This is a genomic window from Treponema sp. UBA3813, assembly GCA_002368605.1.
Taxonomy (GTDB): domain Bacteria; phylum Spirochaetota; class Spirochaetia; order Treponematales; family Treponemataceae; genus Treponema_D.
The window spans coordinates 1-22,850 of record DFEB01000043.1 but is presented as its reverse complement, the minus strand read 5'-3'; the positions used below and the strand labels follow the sequence as shown (position 1 = coordinate 22,850).

Sequence of the window (22,850 nt, the reverse complement as noted above, 5' to 3'; positions counted from 1 at the left end):
GGTCACACAAAATTTTTATAGGTTTAATGTGTAAAAATCAATGCATACAGTTTTCTATGAAAAGACCTTTTCTCTATCGATAATGTAGTTACCATTGACATGGTTTCTGCATCTAGAATACTATGTATTATAAAAGTATTTTCTTCCATTTTCGCCCTCTCTCCATCTCCCCCCCATTGAAGAATCTCTAGTTTTTCTTTAAACTAAATATAACCTATATCGTCTTATGAAAAACTTTCTTAAAATCTTCAAAATTTTAACCCGCCGTCAAATGACACTTTGCAGTTTTCTCATCGTTCTCATGCTCATAATAGCTGTGTTTGAAGCTCTTGGAATCGGTCTGTTATATCCGCTTATAAATATAATCGGTAACCCAAACTGGCTTGAAGACCATGAGAAAATAGCCAAAATTCTTTCTGTTTTCGGGATAAATTCACACCGCAAATTAATTTTCTTTGCGTCAATATCACTTTTCGCTTTCTATGTTTTCAAAAATTTTCTTATATTGTGGCAGGGGAAAATCCAGATAAATTTCTCGCTCAACAATCAGCGTGATTATTCAAAGCGATTGTATGCTTATTATATGAATAAGCCTTATCTATATCATCTTGACACCAACATTTCTGTCATATCAAGAAATATTCATAGCGGAGGAGACACCGTCTTCAGCCAGATTCTTATAAGTACGCTCCAAATTATGACAAATATCATAACGATTATTGTAATCTGGGCTTTTATATGCTTTATGGACTGGCTCATAGCTATTGGTGTTGCTTTTATTCTCGGTCCTTTGGTTCTTGCCATGCTTAATTATTTCAGAAAAAAAATTGGAATTGCAGGTACAATTCAAAATAAATGTCAAATTAACAATGGGAAATGGATAAATCAGGGCTTCTATTCCGTAAAAGAAACTAAAGTTATGCAACGAGAAGACTATTTCATTTCTGAATTTGACAAAAGCTATACCGAGTTCATAAAAAGTAACAAAGATTTTCTTTTTGTGCAGCGCTTTCCGAAATCAATAATTGAATTGTTTACTATCGGTGGAATTCTAATTCTTATAGCAGTAAAAATGATTTTAGATGCGAATCCAGCCTCATTAATTCCGACTCTTGGTGTCCTTGCATTAGCCGCGGTTCGCCTTATGCCGAGCCTCAATCAGATGATTGCAATGTTCAATTCTATAAAATTCAGAATGCCTCTTTTCACCGAAATGTTCAATGATCTTATGATTGTAAGGAACAACAAAGATTTGGAAGAGCAAAATTTTATCAAAAAATCTGAGTCAACATTAAATTTTGACAATGAGATTTCCATTCAAAACCTAACATTTGCTTATCCATCAAAAAAAGAAGATGTTCTTTCAAATGTATCATTCACTATTCCAAAAGGCTCTTTTATTGGTATAATAGGTCCAAGTGGTGCAGGAAAAACAACATTCGTGGACATACTCCTTGGGCTTCTTCCGCCAAAATCTGGTACTATAACCGTTGATGGTCATGATATTCACAAAAATCTTTCTAGCTGGCTGAACAATATAGCATATGTTCCTCAGAGCATTTACCTTATTGATGGTTCGATAAAAGATAATATCGCTTTCGGACTTGCACCAGAAGAAATTGACGATTCTCGTATTCTGGAAGTGCTTAGAATGGCAGAGCTTTACGATTTCGTTCAGACTTTGCCTGAAAAGGAAAACACTAATGTCGGTGACCGAGGTGCAAAACTTTCTGGTGGGCAGAAGCAGCGAATCGGTATTGCGAGGGCCTTGTACCACAATCCAAATGTCTTGATTCTCGATGAAGCGACCAGTGCCCTTGACAATGAGACCGAAAAACAGATTACAGATACAATCTTAAAACTAAAAGGAAAAATTACGATTATTGCCATTGCTCATCGTCTTAGCACCCTTGAAAACTGTGATTTTAAGATTAAATTTGATGGGGGAAAAGCAGAGCGGGTATAGCCGAAAATACTTCTTTTCCTATATAATCTACCTATATGCTTCTCTATCTCGCATTCAAGAACATTATCTCTAAAAAAAGTTCTTTCGTCATAATTCTTTTTATCGCCTTTGCAGTTATGCTGCTTGTAATTACGAATGCCGTTTTTGACAGCACGGAGCAGGGCGTTCAGGAGACTTTTGTCTCAAGTTTTACAGGAGACATCGTTATCCGTCCTGAATACAAGTCTCCTTTGTCGCTTTTTGGCGATGAGACTCCAGTTACTGGCAGTCTTACTGAGCTTCCAAAACTTATTCCCTATGATGAGATTTACAGTTTTCTTTCAGAGCATCCCTCTATCAATAATCTCGTTCCCCAAGTTTCAGGCATGGCTGTCTTAGAGAGTGATTCTGAAGACACAAAATGCTACATGTTCGGAGTTCCTGCCTCCAAGTACTTAGAGCTCATGTCTTCAATCCGTCTTATAGAGGGTAATGCATGGGCAGATGGCGAAAAGGGAATCATGCTTTCAAAGCCTTATGCAGAAAAACTAAAGGTAAAAATAGGGGATACCCTTCAGTTTGAAATCAGCGAGGGATTCTCCTCTCGTATCCGTTCCGTTCCTCTCACCGCAATTTATGAATATTCTGTTGACAATGCGATTCTCGACAAAATCGTTCTTACAAATCCAGAAACTGTCCGGGCAATCATGGATATGTCTGATTTGTCATCTGCTGATAAAGTCGAATTTTCCGATGACATAGAAAAAATGCTCACGGATTTTGACCTGGAATCGTTTTTTTCTGATGCCGAAGACACAAGCGAGGGTATCACAACTGATGAAATCACCGTCTCAAGCGAGGATATTGCCGCTTTGGAGAACAGTTACACAAATTCATCGTCATGGAATTTCCTGATTTGTAGGGCTGATAATCCTAAAAAAGTCAAAAAATTAATCAAATCATTAAACAAGACTTTCAAAGAAAATGACTGGCCTTGCGAAGCAGTCAACTGGAGAAGTTCTGCGGGAAACACTGCTTTTTACCTCTACGTTCTTCGTCTTATCCTCAATATCGGTATCATCATAATTCTTGGAGCCGGTTTTATCGTCGTTAATAATACGCTTGTCATTAATGTTCTCGACCGTATCCGTGAAATAGGCACGATGAGGGCTATCGGGGCGAACAAACGCTACATCACGAAAGAATGTGCCTCTGAGACTTTAATCATGGCTTTCATAGCAGGAATTTCAGGCTGTATCCTCGGCATAATCGGCTCGCATGTCGTTTCGTCCATGCACATCACTTTCTCAAACTCATTCATCGTACAGCTTTTCGGAGGAACGGTTCTGCAAACTTCTGTTTCCTTGCAAAATCTTCTGGGGGCTTTCTCGCTCTCAATTTTCATTGGTCTTATCGCCTGGATTTACCCGCTTATCAATGCCATCAGGGTTAATCCCGTTGAGGCGATGCAGGGGGCAAAATAATGTATCAGACGAAAATTGCGCTTCGCTCGCTTCTTTATCGAAAAACACAATATATAAGCCTCTTTCTTGTCTGCATGGCAGGCGTCGCGATTTCCCTAACCTCAATAGCAATAAGCTCAGGAATGATAAAATCGCTCAATCAAAAGGCAAAAATCTACTACGGCGGCGATATTGCCCTTATGTGTTCCGTAAATTCTGACGGACTCGACATTTATAATTATAAAACGCATATCGATGAAATAAAGTCTGTCCTTCCAAAAGATGCCATTGTCAGTCCCCGCATGGATTTTGACGCCCGCTACTCGTCTTTTTACTTTGAAGGAGTGCAGGCTTTGCAAAACGTCATAAAAGGCGTTGATTTTAACAATGAAAAAGATTTGATTTCAAGTTTTACATTTGTTGATGGCGGAATCGAGGAAATGGCCGGATCAAACGGCGTTCTCATCTCTTCTCCCATAGCAAAAATGCTCAATGTTCATGTAGGGGATGAAATCACATTCCAGCTTGAAACTGTTGATGACTATATTAATACAGTTCCTGTAATCGTGAGGGGAATTTTTCAGGATTCAAGCGTATTCGGTATGTATACTTCCTATATGGATTTTGAATTTATCCGTGACACATACGGCCGACCTCAAAATTATGCAAACCGAATCTGCGTGAACTTTCCCAACAGGACTGTTTCCGAAAAAGAGCTTCATGATTATTACAATTCTCTCTCAAAAGTCCTCAACATGTATTCTTGGGTTGATGACAAAGACGACTATATTGACGCGACGGATAATTTCAAGGTTGAGACATGGGGATTTATTCCTTTGAGCGCAAATCTAAATGATGTCGAAATTATGGAATTGGCGATGGATGCGATTATCACCTTTATTATCGCAATCCTCACACTTATCATTATCGCAGGAATCGGAAGCACATACCGTGTTCTTATCATGAAGCGCATCACCGAAATAGGAATTTACATGGCCGTGGGGATGAAAAAACGCTCTATCATCAGTACGCTGCTTTTTGAGGCTTTGCTTCTTCTCATCGTCGGCTGTATCGGCGGAATTCTGCTCAACTCTGTTTTCTGCTCAATTATTTCCCTTTTTGATTTTTCTTTTATCCCTTCTTTTGATATGTTCCTCGAAAAAGGTAACCTTTGTCCGCGCATGGATGTTATTAAAAGTGTAATGGTTATCGTAGCAGTCATAACCTTTACGATTCTTGCAGTGTTGTATGCGACGCTCAAGTCTATAAAAATCATGCCGGTTCAAGCCCTTGCGACAACGGAATAGGCGGGGGCTTTCACAATAAGGAGGCGAACCATGAAACTTACAATGAATTTTAAAAAGATTTTTACAAGTGCTTTTATTCTCTCTTCACTTTGTCTTTCTGCAAATGCGATTTCATCATCTGATGCAAAGGCTCTTCTTCAAAAAACAGAGGATACGACGGCATTCTATGAGACCGATTTCAAGGCAGATTACGAAGTTATCCAGCAAAAGCCAGGCGAGGGTAGAAGCGTTACGAATGCTACAATTTACCGCCGTGACAAATCCCTCAAATGGACTATTCTTATCAAGGCACCTCTCAAGGATAAAGGCAAGGGCTATTTGCAGACTGACAACAGCATCTGGTTCTACGATCCTGCTGACAAACGATTCACATTCACAAGCTCTAAAGATAAATTCCAGGGTACTAACGCAAACACTTCAGATTTTGCTCCCCAGCTCTATGCAAAAAATTACGATATAGAGTCTGCTGAAGAGGTCAAATTAACAAAATTTGACTGTGTTCTTTTTACGCTCAAGGCTAACTCAAAGAATGTAGACTATCCAACCATTAAATTGTGGGTTACAAAAAATGACGGACTTACCCGTATGAAGGAAGATTATTCTCTTTCAGGTCAGAAATTACGGACAACAATTATTCCTTCTTACCAGAAAATCAATGGTGCTGGCGGTAAAGTCTATTGGATTCCTGTAAACATGAGGATTATGGACAATCTCAAGGGTAAAAAAATCAGTGGCAAAATGGAATATGAAACCACGCTTATCTCAATTTCAAATGCTGCTCTTGTAAAACAAGACGATGCCATATATACTAAGCCCTACCTAGAACTCATGGCTGGCAATTAAAAAGTGACTTCACCCTTCAAAAAACTCTTTACATTAATACTTCTTTCTCTCGTGCTTTCTTCTACAGCGATTTTTTCCCAGGAAGAAAGCACGGAGCAAGATTTTTCTGAATTTTTTGAAGATGCAACCGACATTGAAGAGCCTGTAATAACAGAAGAATCAAATCCTACTACAAATTATGATGTCACACTGGGAAACCTCAGGTTTCCAATTGAGGTTTCTGGCAAAATGAATTCCGAGCTTGGTCTTGCCTATGTCCGAAAAGACAAGGAAGGGGATGCAGCAGGATATTTTGATTTTAAGAATTACATTTATTTTACCACCCGCCCTGATAAATACCTTGCCCTCAAAGGAACCCTAAAATCAAGTCTTCCTGCCGACAGTGATGATGAGCTCGACGGTCAGTCAAATTATTTATATATCTACGAGATGTATTTTGACTATCTTATGATTGACCGCATATATATAACGGCAGGGAAAAAAAAGACTGTTTGGGGAAACATCCGTCTCTTTTCCGACACAAAAGAATATGAGGGAGATGAAGATGCCTTGTGTACAAATATTCTTTATGACTCCCGCGACCATATTTCTGGTATAGTAAAAATTCCTATATACAATCATACCTTTACAGGTCTTGCGATGTACCGTGGTGGAACAGGAAATGATTCTCCAGGAACAAAAGACATGTCATTTGCAGGAAGCGCAGAATTCATTTTTTTCAACACATCGATTAACTTCTTCGGAAGACGATTTCCTCTTAAAGACAGTGACATTGCAATACAAAAACCTGAGCTACACAAAAATTCAATAATCGGTCTTGAACTTAAAAGGACATTTTTCGGCTTTGATATTTATGGTCAGGAATTGGGAAAACTTTCAGAAGATGAAGACGCTTCTATCAAAAAAGTATTCACATCCAAATTTGACGATATGACGGCTTTTGACAAAATCATCTCAACAGGTGGAATTTACAGGATGTGGACAGAAAGCACTCCGTATTTTGGATTCAATTTTGAATTTCAGAACATTTATAATCCTGCGCCGGAAGACAGTGAAAAATTTTTCGTAAATCGCTTCGCAAGCTACATAGGAATCGCAAAACTCGGACCTAACAAAGATATCAGTATTGGCATTCAGTGGAATCACAATATCACGGAAAAAACAGGATTTATAAAGCCTGGAATTAACTTTTCAAGGGTTCTCCCTCACTGTGACTGGCGCTTCGGAGCAAAATACGAATACGGCTATGACGAATTGGTCAAAGGCTATTCAACGAAGCTCACAGTGGGAACATATATTACGATTTCAATGGATTACTAAATTATTCACCCTGAATCTTACCGTCCCTGATTTTGATAACATGGTCAGAGAGGGCAACAATTTTCGCATCGTGGGTAGAGAAGACGAAAGTTGTCTTTAAATCCTGATTGAGTTTTTTCATGAGCTCAAGGATCTGGTCGCCGTTCTTTGAGTCAAGGTTGGCTGTTGGCTCGTCGGCGAGGATAATGGGAGCCTTTGTGACCAGGGCGCGGGCAATGGCGACACGCTGCCTCTGACCGCCAGAAAGTTCTGAAGGTTTGTGATCCTTCCAGTCAGAAAGGCCAACTGTCTCAAGCAAAAATGCCACCCAATCCTTTTTTTCGGCAGGCGAAAGAGTGTCGTTTGCAGGAGATTTTCCGAGAGAAAGAGGGAATTCCACATTCTCCCAAACATTAAGAACCGGAATAAGATTGAATGTCTGGAAGATAAAGCCCAAATGGGCGCGGCGGAGTTCCGTGAGTTTTGAGTCGATTTTAAATGGCACTTTTTTCGATTTTTCAAGGTCGATTCCTTTATAGACATCCGTGCCTTCAAGGATAATTGAACCAGAATTAGGCAAGTCGATGAGACCAATCATATTAAGAAGGGTAGATTTTCCTGAACCAGAAGGACCTGAGAGAGCGGCGAATTCACCTTCTTCGATTTTAAAAGATGCCTTGTCCACCGCTTTGACTTGTACTTTATCCATCTGATAGATTTTGCTAACATTTTTTAACTCAATTACTGCCATATCTTCTGATTATACACTTTTTTTTTATTTGCGACAATGTTATACTAAGGCTTATGAAAGGAATAATTCTAGCAGGCGGAAGCGGAACCCGCCTTTACCCGATTACAAAAGCAGTTTCAAAACAAATTCTTCCGCTCTATGACAAGCCCATGGTTTACTATCCTCTTTCTTGTCTCATGCTGGCAGGAATCCGCGAAGTCCTTATTATCTCAACACCACGGGACATTTCCCTTTTTAAGGAACTTTTCGGTGACGGTGCCTGGCTTGGCATGACTTTTGAATACGCAGTTCAGGAAAAGCCCAGGGGCTTGGCAGACGCTTTCATCGTCGGCAAGGATTTTATCGGAAGCGATGATGTTGCCCTTGTTTTGGGGGACAATATTTTCTACGGTCAGAGTTTTACCAGAACCCTCAAAAATGCCCGTGCAAAAATGGAGTCAAAGGCAAGTGAAGCCGTGATTTTCGGTTACATGGTAAAAGACCCCACGGCTTACGGCGTGGTTGAATTCGACAAAAATGGCAAAGTTCTGGGAATCGAAGAAAAGCCGAAGGAACCAAAGTCAAATTATGCCGTTCCAGGTCTTTATTTCTACAATAACGAAGTCGTCAAAATCGCAAGCGAGGTAAAGCCCTCTGCCCGCGGGGAAATTGAAATCACTGCCGTGAACAACGCCTACCTTGAGCGAGCTTCTCTTTCTGTGGAGCTTTTGGGCCGCGGTATGGCCTGGCTTGATACAGGAACTTATGACGGTCTTCTTGAGGCAAGCAATTTTATCGCCACGATTCAAAAACGGCAGGGCATGTATGTTTCTTGTATCGAAGAAATCGCCTTTGCCAACGGCTGGCTTTCAAAGGAGTCTCTTCTGGAACTTGCAGCCGGCTATAAAACCGACTACGGCGCATACTTAAAATACATCGCGGAGAAAAACTAAATGTCTTTTGAGTTTAAGAAATGTCTGGCGGCGGACGGAAAAGTTTTTGACGGGCTTTACGAGATTCAGCCTAAAGTTTTTGGAGATGCACGGGGATATTTTTTTGAGGTTTATTCTGAGAAGGATTTTTTTGAGGCCGGCTTAAAGATGAAGTTCGTGCAGGATAATCAGTCTTCTTCTTCAAGGGGCGTGCTTCGTGGCCTTCATTTCCAGACCCGTCATCCTCAGGGAAAGCTGGTGCGTGCTGTGAGCGGCCGTGTCTATGATGTGGCTGTGGACTTACGAAAAGGCTCTGCCACTTTCGGAAAGTATTACGGAGTCATTCTGGACGGCGAAAAACAGAATCAGTTTTATATTCCTGAAGGATTCGCCCACGGCTTTTATGTCCTTTCAGATTCAGCTGTCTTCGCCTACAAGTGCACTGACTTCTACGACCCGAAAGGCGAGGGTGGCTTAATGTGGAATGACGGGACAATCGGAATCGACTGGAAGTCTGTCGCTCCTGAGATTAAGCCTCTTCTTTCAGAAAAAGACGGCAAACATCCGGCATTCGACCCCAACGGCGACTATTTTGACATCAAGGGAAAATGGATTGGAACAAACTGAAAGTGGAAAACTGAAAACTGAGTTCATTTTTTTGCACAAATAAAAATTAACTTTCCACTTTCCGTTTTCAACTTTCAATTTAAATAAATGGAGAAGAATATGTCTAGAAAACTTACAAATATTCTGGTAACAGGCGGGGCAGGTTTTATCGGCTCTAATTTTATCAACTATCTCTTCGGGCAGAGCGCGACTGGTAGCAAAGAATTCATGGATTCGGGCTTTAAGGGCAAAATCGTCAATGTGGATTGCCTTACTTATGCCGGAAACCTTGAGAATCTTTCCGGTGTGGACGCTAAATTCGGTAGCGGGGCGAGCGAGAGCGAGCGGAGATATTTCTTTGAGAAAGTTGACATCTGCGACAGAGGGGAGATTGAGCGGATTTTTAAGGCTTATGACATCGACACGGTGATTCACTTTGCCGCTGAGAGCCATGTTGACCGCTCGATTTTGGGGCCTGAAGCCTTCATCAAAACCAATGTAATGGGAACTTTCACCCTGCTTGATGTTGCGCGAAATTACTGGGGAGTTTCCCTTGACAATAAGCGGGATGATGTTCTTTTTCATCATATTTCCACGGACGAAGTTTACGGCTCTCTTGGGGAGACCGGCTACTTCACCGAAACTACGAATTACGACCCCCGCTCGCCATATTCTTCTTCAAAGGCAAGCTCTGACCATATCGTAATGGCCTACTATCACACTTACGGCCTTCCGATTACTCTCTCAAACTGCACCAACAACTACGGGCCTTATCAGTTCCCGGAAAAACTTCTTCCCCTTATGATTTCAAATATCCGCGACGGAAAGAACCTTCCGGTCTACGGCGAGGGAAAGAATATCCGCGACTGGATTTATGTCGAGGATCATAACCGGGCTGTATGGCAGATTGTAAATTCTGGTAAGACAGGCGAAAAATACAACATCGGCGGCGAAAACGAATGGCAGAACATCAAGCTTTTGCACAAAGTCATAGAGCTTACCGCTCCAAAAGTAAACAAATCCGCAGAAGATGTTGAAAAGACAATCGTCCATGTAAAAGACCGACCCGGCCACGATGCCCGCTATGCAATCGACTGCTCAAAAATCAAGAAAGAGCTTGGCTGGGAGCGAAAAATGACCTTCGAGCAGGGCTTAGAGCTTACGGTAAACTGGTATCTTTCCCACAAAGACTGGGTAGACCACATTTTAAGCGGCGAGTACAAAAACTGGATTAATGCAAATTACGGCGAGCGGAAGTAAATGGTTTGGATTATCGGCTGTAACGGCATGCTGGGCACGCAATTGTGCCGCACTCTTGAAGAAAAAAATCTTTCTTACACAGGAACTGACAGCGGTGTGTCAATCCTTGATTATGCCGCCCTTGAAAACTTTGCCTCCGATAAGGACATTTCATTTATCGTAAACTGCGCGGCTTACACTGCAGTGGATAAGGCTGAGACCGATGCTGAACTGGCCCGTGCCCTGAATGAAGAAGGACCGCGAAATATCGCCAGACTTTCAAAAAAAATCGGCTGTCCCCTTGTCCATATCTCAACTGACTATGTTTTTGACGGCTCGGCTTCTTCCCCCATTTCTGAAGATTCTCCAATAAAGCCAATCGGAGTTTACGGCGAGACAAAGGCCGCTGGAGAAAAGGCTGTATCCTCAGAAACAGATGATTTTTACATTTTGCGCACGGCCTGGCTATACGGCTTTTACGGAAAAAATTTCGTCTATACGATGATTCGTGCCATGAACAGCAGGGAAAGCGTTAAGGTCGTCGCCGACCAGAGGGGAACGCCTACAAACTGCCTCACTCTTTCTTCCGTGATTGCAAGAATCATTGAAAACCGCCTTGAAAATCCTGACTCGGAAAACCATTCCCAGAAAATCCCCAACGGAATCTATCATGTGACTGACGAGGGGGAGACGACTTGGTTTGACTTCACCAAGGAAATCAAAAAACAGGCGTTTGAGGCGGGAATCCTCACGAACGAAAAGTGTCAGGTCAATCCCTGCACTACGGCGGAGTATCCCATGCCTGCGAAAAGACCGGCTTATTCAGTCCTTGACAAGTCAAAGATTCAGCAGACTCTGGGCATAAAACTTCCCCAATGGCAGGAAAGCCTCAGAAAATTCATAAATTCACCACACTTTGACAAGAAACGCATTGATATAGTAAAATAAAGTGTGTTTTTGGTTTTATTTATAACAACCATTTGTATTTTCCTCGTTATTCGCCTGCTTGTTTTGTTTCAGGTTCAAATTCAATTCTTTATGATGGGGCAGGACAAAGGCTTTAAATTCAACGAAATCACTTTACTTTGGAAGCTGGCAAAAGAAGCCGAAATCGAAGAGCCTATGCAGCTCTATGTTTCAGTTCCAACGCTTAACATGGCAATCTCAAAAATCGTCATGGATTCAAAAGCAAACGGAACAGAGAGCCTTGAGTCTACACAAACATTCATCAACAAATTATACAACTACAGAACAAAAATCGACATCGATCACGAAAACAAAAAAGGGCTGGAGTCAACGAAATACCTTGAAAAAGGGCAGCGACTTCGCATTATCCTCAAAGGCAAGGGAATTTTCGTTTCTGAAATTCTTAGTGTCGGACATGAGTTGATTATCCGTCTTCCTCTGCAAAAAAATATCAGGACTCTTGATGGTGATGATTGGGTTACCCATGATGTAAGCGTATATCTCTGGCGAAAAGGAGATGCTGGCTATGTTTTTGATACGCGCGTAACAAATGCGGGAGTCTTTCAGGGGCAGAGCGTAATTTATCTGGCGCATACTAACACTCTGGAGCGAGCACAAAAACGCAAATCAGTTCGTGCAGCATGTCAGATTTATGCACAGCTTTATTTTATTGATGCTGATGAGCCTGACTTTGAAGCCGTTGAGGTCGAGGCTGGCTATAAATGTCTCCTTGAAGACATTTCTGAAGACGGAGCGATGGTTCGAATCGGCGGTCGTGGCAAACAAAACATAAAAATAAAACTCCAGTTTGAAATCGATGAAAAGTTAATCATCATGTTCGGAATTATCAGGGCAGTTGAATATAACCAAAATACTAATCAGTCTCGCTTGCATTTTGAGTGCCTTCATATCGAAAAAGAAATGAAGAATTCAATTCTAGCCTTTATTTACCGTGACTTGTCAGATGAGAAAAAAGAAGAACTCACGGCTCTTGCAGAAGTTGAAGAAGAAGAACAGGAGTCACAGAAAATTCACGACACAGATTATTCCTCATTGCAGCAAAATCAAGCAGATGCTAATCCTACAGAGCAAGTTGGTCAAGAAGGGCAGGCGCCAAGCTATGACGAAGAAATTCCAGAAGAAAATTCATCGATACCAGAGGAATAAACTCAATGAAAAGAGCTGTTTTTTTTCTTCTTTCCTTCTTTTTCTCATTATTCATTAGCCAAGCCAGCGAAAATGAAAAAAACTTCATCAAAGGAAGCCTTTCTGAAAAAATAATAATCCTTCAAAATCTAAATGAATCAGAACGTTTTTCTGTGGTAAAAAAAGCCCTTGATTTTTCAATTGAGCATGCGGCAGTTCTTTCTGAAGATGAAGATTTTACAAAACTTGCGCTTGCTGCCGTCACAGTTCTTTCCGACAAAAAAGACGAAATTACTAAAATCAATCTTGATGAACAGATGAAAATTTCCGAAAAATTGATGGCTCTGTTTCGTCTGTTTAAAAATAAAGAATTAAAAAAAGCCGTTATGGAAAAACTTCCCCTCTATTCAACGGAAAATTCTTCCCTTACGGTTGATTTCTTAAATGAATATTTGTTATCTTCGTTCAAACAAGGAAAAAATTCTTCAGAAGTCCTTGAATCTTCTATCGAAGCTCTTGGAAAACTGGGAAATGAAGAGTCGCTTTCAATAATCTACAACATCTGGCAATCTAAGATTTGGCCTGAATATCAAAAAACAACCGATGCGGCTCTTGTAAGGCTTTCACAAGAAAGTTTTGCTGATGTAATCAAGATTTTTTCCATTTCTACCATTGAAGACGCTGCCCATTATTTCACGCTTTTGCATAAATCTTCTAAAGTTTCACAAAATTCTTTGTGCGATATTGCCGAAAACTCACTTTTAATTGCTATTAATAATGCAGAGAAACTGAAGGCAGGAAGTGAGACGGCAGAACGCGCATTCCTTGGTTTTCAAATTGAAGCCCATGAAGTGCTTACAAATCAAAAATGGTCACACGCATCTTCTGTAATTGTAAAAAGTATTCTTCTTGCAAAAAAATCATACGATGCAGGAATTTTGGGCGAAAGTGATTTCACAAAGCTGATTCGTTCTTCCGTTCAAATCCCGTCGCATGAACTCGCGCAAAGCCTTTGCGACATGCTTTCAGAATGCAATGGCAAAGTAGAATCATTCGCTCAAGGGGATTCTAAAATGCCTGCCAAGAGCGTTGTTCTTGCTCTGATTTTTGCATTAGGGGAGCTGGGAGACAAAACGGCTTTCGATACGCTTCTATATGTCACTTATATCTCATATCCGCTTGAAGTAATCGATGCGGCAAAAGCGTCTCTCGCAAAATTACAGTGGTAAAAAATCCCATATTTTTATCTTCTCTTGTCATCGCATTCCTGTTTTATTCTGGAATTGCCCAAGTCAGGGAGCGTCATCCCTTTGTCAGTCTGGCTGAAGAAAGTCAGATAATCAGCATTGAGGGAGTTCTTTCTTCAAATCCCGTAAAAACATCTCTTTTCTCATCGTCATATAAGGCAAATCTTTCTGTAAAAAAAGTATTCACGGAAAAAGGAATATTTGAGGCAAGGGGAGAGGTGACCGTCTTCGTTCCCAGCGAACTTGCCGAAGCCTTTTATCCCGGTAAATTATATAGCCTTGGAATGAAATCATCGAACGGGGGATTTCTTCTTGAAAACGGCGGGATTTTTTCATTTGATGTAGCTGCCGTTAAAACGGAAGGATTTTCTCACTCTTTTGTCGTAAGAAGGGGAAAATCTCTTGGTTGGAGCGGAAACAGAATCATGAGAAAAATTAAATTTTTCCGCGCCCTCTGCCGCCTTCAGTTCAAGCGACTCATGTACGCTTGGGGTAAAGCCGGAGGACTTCTGCTTGCCCTTCTTTCCGGAAGCAGGGAATATACAGAAAAGTCAGTCTCTGACGCATTCCGTGACTCAGGACTTTCTCATATCCTTGCGCTTTCCGGCATGCACTTAGGGCTTTTCGGTTCAATCGCAAATTTTTTCGGTAAAAAGGCCAGGGGAAGGAATTTCGGGGATGCGATTCAACTGGGAGCCGTCTGCTTTTTCGTATGGTTCGCAGGAATCTCTCCGTCACTCTTCAGGGCATTTCTCGCCGCCCTTATCTTGTATTTAAATTCCCTGTTCAGGATGAACCGCCCGGATTCAATTTCCCTTTTATGTCTCTGTTTTATTCTTCATTTCCTTGTTTTTCCGGAGCATATTCAGGATGCGGCCTTTATGCTTTCTTATTCTTCCCTTACCGGAATTATAATCTTTAGCAAGATGTTTAAAAAAGTATACCCGGTTTTTGTTCCTCACAAGTTACGAATGTCTCTTTCCGATTCAAGCGCGGCCCAGCTTTCCACGGCTCCTGTCTCACTGCGCTTTTTCGGAAAAATCGCGCCTCAGGGAATCATTGCCACAGTCTTTGTATCGCCATTAGTCTTTCTTTTTTTATATATAGGTCTTTTTGGGGTAATAATTTGCCTGCTTTTGCCTTTTCTTTCAGGGCCAATCAGTGCTATTATGAATGCGCTCTATCTTTTGATTAAGAAATTTGTTTTCTTTTTCAGTTTCAATATATAAGGAATAATATGAATCACCCAGACTACAACAGCCCCCTGGCATTAAAAGCATTTTTAGACGATAACGGCATGGCCATGCAAAAAAAATTCGGTCAGAATTTTCTTGTAAACGCTGATGCCCGTAAAAAAATCATCGACTGCCTCGATATTGAGAAGGGCACAAAAGTCTGGGAGGTTGGTCCCGGCTTGGGCTGTATGACAAGCGAAATCCTTGAACGGGGAGCAAATGTCACCGCCTTTGAGATTGACCACGGATTTGCCCGACTTCTCCGTCAGTTTTTTCCCGAATATTCAGAAAAAAACACTTTCGAGCTTGTGGAAGGCGATGTCCTAAAGACATGGAAGAAATACAGTGATAGTAACGGAATCGCCCAAAGATTTTTCGGAAATTTACCTTACAATGTCGCGGCCACTATTATCGCAGATACAATCAACGAGGGAGTCAGATTTGACAAGGCCGTCGTCACCATTCAAAAAGAAGTTGCCCAGCGCATGAATGCAAAAGAAGGAAGCGAAAACTATTCCTCATTTTCTGTTTTATGCCAATGGGCCTATGAAATAAAGAATGTCGTAGACTTGGCTGGCGGAAATTTCTGGCCTGTGCCTAATGTGGCAAGTCGGGCAGTTCTCATGACAAAAAGAGAAGATTTTCCCCGTTGTGAGAATCCAACACTTTTCATGAAAATGATCCGGCAGCTTTTCTCTTCACGGCGAAAAACTGTCCGAAACAATCTGCTCGCTCTCGCCGGTGCCGAAAAAACCGACATTGCCTTGAAAACGGCTGGCATCAAGGCGAGCGAAAGGGCTGAAAACCTGAGCGTTGAAACCTTGCTTTTGCTTTCTGATGCCTTGAATAAAGTTTTATAAAATGAAACGATTTTTTTGCTTTTTATTTTCTTTTTTTCTATTTTTCTCATGTTTACCGCAAAATCTAAGGGCAGCCGACTCATCGGCAAATACTTCCTACGATGACATAAACTTTCCTCAGTGGGCAAAAGACTTGCGTCGAACAGAAATCATCACATTCGGCTCACTTCCTTTCGTAACTCTTTGGACGACCGTAGGCTACTCACTTTATGAATACGGTGAATTCAGGAATCCATTGGACAAAAGCACCGATGGTTTTACCGAAGACGATCAATGGAAAATCATTAAAATTTCTGCCGCTACCTGCCTTGCTTTAGGGCTTACAGACCTCATGATTAACCTAATTTCCCGCACAAACAAAGAACGGCGTTTACGAAAAGAACTGGAAATGCGTCCTTTCACAATTAAGCCAGAAAGTGAGATTATAAAACAGACTCCCCCCCGCATTGAAGAAGAAAGCGATGAAGAGGCGACAGACCGTCTGAAACGAGAAAAAGAAATGGAAAAACACCCAAGAGAAGAATTTTTCATTGATGAAGTTGAGAGCGCGGTCTTTTAAAATTACTTTTTTCCGTATTTTTCATGAAGCGTCCTGAGCACTTTTTTAAAACGAAGGGGAACGGGAGCTTTAAAAACCTTAGGCTCTTTCTGGTCAGGAAGCCTGATTTTTAAGAGATAAGCATGAAGCATAAGACTCGCGCTTTGAAACGGTGAGCCCTTCAAAAAATTGCCGTAAATCGGGTCTCCCATAACAGGGCAACCTATATACTTCATGTGCACGCGGATTTGGTGAGTCCTGCCAGTTTTGATGCGGATTCTCATAAGGGAGAAGGGACCGTAAGTCGCGAAGCATTTGTAAATCGTGACGGCTTTTTTTCCTTCGTTTGTGCCAGTGACAGCCTTGAATCTTTTTCGGTTCCGCGGGTCACGGATTATCTGCGTTTCGATCCTGCCTTCAAGTTCTTTTGGACGGCCGCAACAGATTGCTATGTATTCTTTTAAAATCCGATTGTGATGCAGGAATTCATCGTGCAAGAATTCTTCCGCCATTCTGTTCTTCGCAGTGATAATCAGGCCGGAAGTATCTTTGTCCAGGCGGTGAATGATTCCAGGACGGCGTTTTGCAAGGATTTCGGCATTCACTTTCTCCACGGAGCCTTGATGAATCGCCTGCCTTCCCCAATGATACAAAAGGGCATTTACCAGCGTGCCTGTCCAGTTTCCGGCTGCAGGATGCGTGACCATACCCTGCTTTTTGTTAACGACGCAGACATTTCCGTCCTCGTAAAGGATTTCCAGCGGGATATTTTCAGGCTCAATGTCTTCGGGAATGTTTTCTTCCCATTGGATATCGATGATGTCGCCAGCCTTTACCTTCGCCGCAAGCTTTGCCTTTTTACCGTTGATAAGAATCTCGCTTGCCGCGCTTTTTAGCCTGGAGCGGTTCATGCTCGTTCCACCGAATTTTTCTTTGGGGATTGATGCAATGAATTTATCGAGACGGGTTGAATCTTTAAAATCTTCGGGAACTTTCGCACTGAAAAATGGCATTTTTTTCAAAAATTAAAAATAAAGATGACACAGAGTATCACAGATTTTGAATTTTGACTATAATGAAACAATGAATGTCATTCACGAGCCCAGCGCTTCTTCTCCTTTTCTCGTTATCTCTAAGCCTGCGGGAATTCCATCGGCCCCGCTTTTTGAGGGAGATGAAAGTCTGCTCACCCAGGCAATCCGTCTTTTTCCAGAAATAAAAAATGTCTGCGGGAAAAAAAGTGTTGAGCACGGACTTATACATAGAATTGACACGGAAACCAGCGGGCTCCTTTTGATTGCGACAAGTCAGGAAAGCTACGACGCTCTCCTTAAGGCCCAAAAAGACGACAAATTTGAAAAATTCTACCGTGCAGAAATCGAGAAGATTCCAGACTGCGCAGGAATTCTCGGCGGCTTTCCCCCTCTGCCAGACGCTTTTTCAGGCACAGAAACAAAAATCTCTGCCGAAAGCTCATTCCGCACCTTCGGAAAAGGCGGAAAGGAAGTTCGGCCAGTTACACAAGAAGCGGGGCGGGCCGCACTCAAAAAAGGGGGAAACAGGCTTTACAAAACGGAAATTGTTTTTGAGTCAGAAAAAACCGCCCTCTGCCATATTACGGCAGGATTCCGTCATCAGGTAAGATGCCATCTGGCCTGGTGCGGATTTCCCGTACATGGCGACAAAATCTACAATCCCAAGGCAAGAAATCTCTCAAGCGAAAATCACGACATGAAATTCTGTGCCTGCAAGATTATTTTTCCTCATCCGCTGACCGGCTTGCCTCAAGTTTTTGAAACATAAAAAGAACGAAAGATTTTATTCTTCCGCAGAACATTTCCTCAACAAAATCGCTGAAAAAAGGACCGTGAAAAATATAAGCTCCGCCCAAGGCGTAAATCACCCAGTTTTCGCCATATCTGAACACAGAGACTCCGGCTATCATCTTTTCTTTTTTAATTGCATTCAAGAACAGGTATTTGACTTTTTCTGTGTTCCTCAGCGTGTAAAAATAATAGTCGCCCTGATTTTCGGCCTCAATACGGGCTGTATAGGATTTAAGGGGATTCATCAAAAGCCGTTCGTCAATTATGAGTTTTTCATTTTCTTTACTAATCGAAATAATTTCAGCCTCTTCAAAAAGCTGGAAATAACGCTCATGCTTTTCTGAATAGTAGGGAATTTCCTTGTACGCGTCTATATCCTGCATGATTTCAGAAATTCGCTCTACAAGGTTTTCATTTCCTTCGTAAGGAAGAATTTTTATGACCTCGATAAGATGATTCGGATTTACTTTTTTTACAGTCTCGATATCCTGCTCAGTTTCTTTAATTTTGTTTATTCTGACATTTTTGATTGACTTAATGCTGTTAAACACAAAATCGCCGTTTTTAAGTTGATTTTTTTCTGAATCTGTAAGTCGCTCATTAAATATGACAGAGAAATCAATTTCTGACATCTTAACATTTTGCTGGGAAAAAAGATTATATGAGAAATAAAGGTATAGGAAAAGGAAAAATATTTTTTTCATTTGGGAACAGGCTTTTATTTTATAAAATTCTCGCACTGTTCGCAATCTTGTGATATACTGTTTCATCATGATTGCAAAACATATTCAGGAAATGATAAATTCAAAAGGCGCTTCCGTTATCCGAAAAATGTTTGAGGAAGGAATCGTCCTTAAAAAAGAACATGGCGAAGAAAATGTCTTCGACTTCACTTTAGGAAACCCGGACTTAGACCCGCCGCAAAAAGTCGTTGCGGCCATTCAGGAAGAAGCAAAAGACATCTCTCACGGCTGTCACGGTTACATGCCAAATGCGGGCTATCCTTTCGTCCGCGAGGCAATCGCTCAAAAAATCACAAAAGAGCAGGGGCTTTCCGTAAAAGGAGAGAATGTCATTATGACGGTGGGGGCGGCCAGCGCTCTTAACTGTGTATTCAAGTCTCTCCTCAATCCGGGAAATGAAGTGCTTGTTCCCATGCCATTTTTCGCCGAATACCGCCACTATGCCAGAAATCACGGCGGTTCTCTCATCGAAATTCCCTCTAAGGCAGATTTTTCCCTTGATTTACAGGCGATTAAGGCTAAGCTTTCTTCAAAAACGGCGGCTGTTTTAATCAACAATCCCAACAACCCAAGCGGAAAGATTTATTCAGAGTCCGATATCAAAGAACTTGCCACAATTTTAAGCGAGCACAATAAAAAAACAGGCAGAATCACTTACCTTGTCTGTGACGAGCCTTACCGCGCCATTGTTTACGACGGCGCAAAGGTCGCTCCGGCCTTTCAGTTCTATGAAAACACGGTCATTGTCTCATCTTTTGCAAAAGATTTGAGCCTGCCGGGCGAGCGAATCGGCTACATCGCTGTAAATCCGAAGTCAGACGCTCCAGAAGAATTCATCAAGGCAGTCACTTTTGCCCTGCGTGTTTTGGGCTGCGTAAATGCCCCTGCCTTCTTCCAGAAAGTCATAGCCAAATCTTGGGATGCCCAGGTGGACTACTCAAGCTACAAAATCCGCCGGGACAAACTCATGGCTATTCTGGACAAATGCGGAATCGAATATTACCGTCCTCAGGGAGCTTTCTATCTTTTCTGCAAGGTTCCTTCCCGATTTTCCGGCGATGACGGCGACTTCTGCGACTATCTCAAAAAGTACTTGATTCTCGCGGCTCCGGGAAGCGGATTTGGCGGTAAGGGCTGGTTCCGCCTGGCATATTGCGTTTCAGAAAAAACAATAATCAATTCAGAAAAGGCCTTCTCTAAGGCAATGGAGGAATTAAAATGAAAATCTTGATGGTAAGTGCTGAAGCAGTTCCTTTTGCAAAAACCGGCGGTCTGGCTGACGCTGTATCCGCTCTGGCAGGAAATCTTTCTCTTTTGGGCCACGATGTTAAAATCGTCATGCCACGCTACTATAAAATCGACCGAAAAAAACTCACTGCCCTTGAGGGCCCTCTTGGCGTTCCCGTTGGAATGGGGCAGGAGTGGACAGAGGTTTACAAGGCTCCTCTTCCGGGCTTTCCCAAAGTCGAGGTTTACTTCCTTGACCATGAGAATTGCTTTGGCCGTGATGGTGTTTACGGCACAAAATTAGAGCCTGACTTCTTCGATAATCCCTACCGATTCAGTCTCTTGTGCCACGGAGCCTTTCAGGTCTGCAACAAATTGCAGTGGTTCCCCGACATTGTTCACGCCCACGACTGGAGCGCTGGTCTCGCGCCTGTTCTTTTAAAGCATGTGTGCCGTTATCAGCCGGCTTTTTCTCACACAGCCAGCGTTTACACCATTCATAACATGGGCTATCAGGGTGTTTACGGCAAAGACAAATTCCCTGACCTTGGAATCGACTGGGGGCTTTACTACGGTGCCGGCTTTGAGCGAAACGGAGCAATCAATCACTTACAGGCAGGAATTTCCTGCGCCGACATGGTGACTACTGTTTCTCCCACTTACGCCCGCGAAATACAGACAATGGAAGGCGGATTCGGCTTGGACGGTCTTCTGCGAGTCCGAAGCGATGTGGTGCGGGGTATCGTAAACGGAGTAGATGTCTCAACCTGGAATCCAAAGACTGACAAAGAGCTTCCGGCAAATTATTCGGCCTCAAACATGAAGGGCAAGGCAGATTGTAAAAAAGCCTTGCAGGAAGCTTTCGGCCTTGAAGTGAATCCCGACATTCCCCTCATCGGCATGGTTGGACGCTTGGTAAGTCAGAAAGGCATCGCCGAGGTTTTTGCCCCAACTTACGGCTCAATCTACAGCATTTGCCGTGACATGAAAGTTCAGTTCGCCATTATCGGAACCGGTGAAAAATGGTGCGAGGACGAAATCAATAATCTCCAGTCAAAATTGCCAAATCTCCGGGCAAAAATCGGCTATTCCGAGGCCTTGAGTCACTTGGTCGAGGCAGGAAGCGACTTCTTCCTCATGCCGTCAGCCTACGAGCCATGCGGTCTTAACCAGATGTATTCTGAGCTTTACGGCACTCTCCCAATCGTACGAAGAACCGGCGGTCTGGCCGACACGGTGGAAAACTACAATCAGGAGACGGGCGAGGGCACAGGCTTCATGTTCGACTCCCTCACGCCTGGCGCAATTTACGACACGGTAGGCTGGGCTGTCTGGGCCTACTACAACCGCAAAGAGCATATCAAAAAGATGCAGAAAAAGGCAATGAGCCAGGATTTCACATGGAAGGCAAGCTGCGAAAAATATGTTGAAGTCTACAAAGAGGCTCTCGCCAGAGGTTGCGGAATAAAGAACTAAACACTAAAAATACCGCTTAATCGCATTGACTAAGCGGCATTAAAAATGATATAATCATGCTCAACCCCTTGAGTCTGCGTATGCGGATTCCAAATGTCCATAAGGAGAACATACAGAAATGAAAAAGTATGAACTCATGACTATCTATCCTATCGAGGATGAAAAGTTCAAAGACGGCACAGAAAAGGTAAAGGCCGTTCTCGCACAGTTCGGTGCAACAATCGAAAAAGAAGAGTCTTACGGAGAACGTGATCTCGCGTATGAAATCAAAAAAATCAAGCGCGGTAAGTTCGTTCTTTTCACAGTAAAGGCAAATCCTGCAAAAATCGTCGAAATCAACACACAGTTCCGATTGAACAACAATTTGCTCAAATCGCTTTTTGTCAAACTCAACGACAAAGAGGCATAAGCTGACTTTAGCTTAATAAACCACAAAAATCTTTCTTTCGGGGGCAAAAATGACTGACATCAATACTGTTACAATCGTAGGTCGGTTGACTCGTGACTTAAACGGCAGCGACCAGCGGGAATATGCGTTCACACCGAACGGACAGGCTCGCGCAAACATCAGCATTGCCGTCAATCGTAGCCGAAAGCAGGGTGATCAGTGGGTCGATGAGGCTAATTTCTTTAATGTCACAATCTGGGGAAAGACAGCCGAAAATCTTCTTCCATACCTCAAAAAAGGCAAGCAGATTTGTGTTGAAGGCTATCTCAAACAAGACCGTTGGCAGGACAAGACTACAGGGCAGCAGAGAAGCAATGTTTCAATCGTTGCAAATAATGTTCAGCTTTTGGGCGGAAATTCGGGAAATGGCGGCGCACAGTCCGCTGGGGGTTATACACCGAAATTCCAGCAGCCACAGCAGAACTCTTTTGCTCCCAGTCAGGAAGCACCAAGCTATGACGATCAGAGTTTTGGCGGCGCTCCAGACAGCGGATTCCCGGAAGACATTCCATTTTAATTCCCGATTTTTTATGTCGGATTCCATTTTATAGGAGAACACTATGTCAGACGAAGTTACAAACGAAGTCGAACTCAAAGATAACCAGAATGTTGCGACAGAAGGTCGCGATGGCGAAGAGAAAGGCGCTCGCAAGGGAAAAACTTTCTTCCGCAAGAAGGTTTGCCGATTCTGCGCTAACAAGGCAAAAATCGATTACAAAGATGCAGACGGTCTCAAACGCTTCACAACTGAGCGCGGTAAGATTCTTCCACGCC

General features: G+C 42.4%; 23 protein-coding genes. 20 read left to right on the top strand and 3 right to left on the bottom strand.

Annotated elements, in window-relative coordinates:
- Nucleotides 1-226 precede the first annotated feature (226 nt).
- Genes B2089_RS07555 through B2089_RS07535 form a run of 5 tightly spaced genes read left to right on the top strand, consistent with a single transcriptional unit; the run spans nt 227 to nt 6,878 of the window.
- A complete protein-coding gene (locus B2089_RS07555) occupies nt 227-1,966 on the top strand; it encodes an ABC transporter ATP-binding protein (RefSeq protein WP_296323063.1) in 1,740 nt (579 codons plus the stop codon).
- A 35-nt stretch (nt 1,967-2,001) separates the two neighbouring features.
- Complete coding sequence (locus B2089_RS07550; protein ID WP_296323066.1) at nt 2,002-3,429, top strand: ABC transporter permease; 1,428 nt, start codon at nt 2,002-2,004, stop codon at nt 3,427-3,429.
- Nucleotides 3,429-4,715: an ABC transporter permease gene (locus tag B2089_RS07545; protein ID WP_296323069.1), complete on the top strand. Its 1,287-nt coding sequence runs from the start codon at nt 3,429-3,431 to the stop codon at nt 4,713-4,715. Before B2089_RS07550 ends, B2089_RS07545 begins: the two co-directional genes overlap by 1 nt.
- 30 nt (nt 4,716-4,745) lie before the next feature.
- Nucleotides 4,746-5,558 (top strand): outer membrane lipoprotein-sorting protein, encoded by an 813-nt coding sequence (locus B2089_RS07540; RefSeq protein WP_296323072.1) that lies wholly within the window; start codon nt 4,746-4,748, stop codon nt 5,556-5,558.
- Between the two features lie 3 nt (nt 5,559-5,561).
- On the top strand, nt 5,562-6,878 hold the full coding sequence (locus B2089_RS07535) for a hypothetical protein (RefSeq protein ID WP_296323075.1): 1,317 nt from the start codon (nt 5,562-5,564) through the stop codon (nt 6,876-6,878).
- Nucleotide 6,879: 1 nt separating this feature from the next.
- On the opposite strand, the gene B2089_RS07530 is transcribed toward B2089_RS07535, so the two are convergent.
- Nucleotides 6,880-7,608 (bottom strand): ABC transporter ATP-binding protein, encoded by a 729-nt coding sequence (locus B2089_RS07530; RefSeq protein ID WP_296323078.1) that lies wholly within the window; start codon nt 7,606-7,608, stop codon nt 6,880-6,882.
- A gap of 53 nt (nt 7,609-7,661) precedes the next feature.
- Here B2089_RS07530 and rfbA point away from each other — a divergent pair, with 53 nt between their 5' ends.
- The 9 genes from rfbA (at nt 7,662) to B2089_RS07485 (ending at nt 16,377) form a co-directional block, all read left to right on the top strand.
- Nucleotides 7,662-8,540, top strand: coding sequence for a glucose-1-phosphate thymidylyltransferase RfbA (rfbA, locus tag B2089_RS07525; protein ID WP_296323081.1), 879 nt, complete (start codon nt 7,662-7,664; stop codon nt 8,538-8,540).
- A complete protein-coding gene (gene rfbC, locus B2089_RS07520; protein WP_296323084.1) occupies nt 8,541-9,146 on the top strand; it encodes a dTDP-4-dehydrorhamnose 3,5-epimerase in 606 nt (201 codons plus the stop codon).
- 99 nt (nt 9,147-9,245) lie between these two features.
- Nucleotides 9,246-10,385 (top strand): dTDP-glucose 4,6-dehydratase, encoded by a 1,140-nt coding sequence (gene rfbB, locus B2089_RS07515; protein ID WP_296323086.1) that lies wholly within the window; start codon nt 9,246-9,248, stop codon nt 10,383-10,385.
- Complete coding sequence (rfbD, locus tag B2089_RS07510) at nt 10,386-11,312, top strand: dTDP-4-dehydrorhamnose reductase (RefSeq protein ID WP_296323088.1); 927 nt, start codon at nt 10,386-10,388, stop codon at nt 11,310-11,312.
- Nucleotides 11,313-11,321: 9 nt separating this feature from the next.
- Complete coding sequence (locus B2089_RS07505; RefSeq protein WP_296323091.1) at nt 11,322-12,497, top strand: PilZ domain-containing protein; 1,176 nt, start codon at nt 11,322-11,324, stop codon at nt 12,495-12,497.
- Nucleotides 12,498-12,502: 5 nt separating this feature from the next.
- Nucleotides 12,503-13,705 (top strand): hypothetical protein, encoded by a 1,203-nt coding sequence (locus B2089_RS07500; protein WP_296323096.1) that lies wholly within the window; start codon nt 12,503-12,505, stop codon nt 13,703-13,705.
- Nucleotides 13,699-14,952: a ComEC/Rec2 family competence protein gene (locus B2089_RS07495; RefSeq protein ID WP_296323109.1), complete on the top strand. Its 1,254-nt coding sequence runs from the start codon at nt 13,699-13,701 to the stop codon at nt 14,950-14,952. Before B2089_RS07500 ends, B2089_RS07495 begins: the two co-directional genes overlap by 7 nt.
- A gap of 8 nt (nt 14,953-14,960) precedes the next feature.
- Entirely contained in the window at nt 14,961-15,818 is an 858-nt protein-coding gene (gene rsmA, locus B2089_RS07490) for a 16S rRNA (adenine(1518)-N(6)/adenine(1519)-N(6))-dimethyltransferase RsmA (RefSeq protein ID WP_296323125.1), read from the top strand.
- 1 nt (nt 15,819) lies between these two features.
- On the top strand, nt 15,820-16,377 hold the full coding sequence (locus tag B2089_RS07485; RefSeq protein ID WP_296323128.1) for a hypothetical protein: 558 nt from the start codon (nt 15,820-15,822) through the stop codon (nt 16,375-16,377).
- A 2-nt stretch (nt 16,378-16,379) separates the two neighbouring features.
- Here B2089_RS07485 and B2089_RS07480 read toward each other — a convergent pair whose 3' ends face one another.
- Entirely contained in the window at nt 16,380-17,369 is a 990-nt protein-coding gene (locus B2089_RS07480) for an RluA family pseudouridine synthase (RefSeq protein WP_296323197.1), read from the bottom strand.
- Nucleotides 17,370-17,439: 70 nt separating this feature from the next.
- Between B2089_RS07480 and B2089_RS07475 the strand changes: the two genes are divergently transcribed.
- A complete protein-coding gene (locus tag B2089_RS07475) occupies nt 17,440-18,159 on the top strand; it encodes a pseudouridine synthase (RefSeq protein WP_296323130.1) in 720 nt (239 codons plus the stop codon).
- Here B2089_RS07475 and B2089_RS07470 read toward each other — a convergent pair.
- Nucleotides 18,110-18,886: a DUF6675 family protein gene (locus tag B2089_RS07470; RefSeq protein ID WP_349675783.1), complete on the bottom strand. Its 777-nt coding sequence runs from the start codon at nt 18,884-18,886 to the stop codon at nt 18,110-18,112. The two genes, B2089_RS07475 and B2089_RS07470, sit on opposite strands and share 50 nt — an antisense overlap.
- A gap of 67 nt (nt 18,887-18,953) precedes the next feature.
- Here B2089_RS07470 and B2089_RS07465 point away from each other — a divergent pair, with 67 nt between their 5' ends.
- The 5 genes from B2089_RS07465 to rpsR form a co-directional block, all read left to right on the top strand.
- Nucleotides 18,954-20,147 carry a pyridoxal phosphate-dependent aminotransferase gene (locus B2089_RS07465; protein WP_296686569.1) on the top strand — a complete coding sequence of 398 codons (1,194 nt, stop codon included), beginning with the start codon at nt 18,954-18,956 and terminating at the stop codon, nt 20,145-20,147.
- Nucleotides 20,144-21,628, top strand: coding sequence for a glycogen synthase (locus B2089_RS07460; protein ID WP_296323139.1), 1,485 nt, complete (start codon nt 20,144-20,146; stop codon nt 21,626-21,628). The genes B2089_RS07465 and B2089_RS07460 overlap by 4 nt, the downstream gene beginning before the upstream one ends.
- A gap of 118 nt (nt 21,629-21,746) precedes the next feature.
- Nucleotides 21,747-22,037 (top strand): 30S ribosomal protein S6, encoded by a 291-nt coding sequence (rpsF, locus tag B2089_RS07455; RefSeq protein WP_296323142.1) that lies wholly within the window; start codon nt 21,747-21,749, stop codon nt 22,035-22,037.
- Between the two features lie 49 nt (nt 22,038-22,086).
- Complete coding sequence (locus B2089_RS07450; RefSeq protein WP_296323147.1) at nt 22,087-22,593, top strand: single-stranded DNA-binding protein; 507 nt, start codon at nt 22,087-22,089, stop codon at nt 22,591-22,593.
- 43 nt (nt 22,594-22,636) lie between these two features.
- On the top strand, nt 22,637-22,850 hold a 214-nt coding region (gene rpsR, locus B2089_RS07445), incomplete at its 3' end, for a 30S ribosomal protein S18 (protein WP_296686565.1).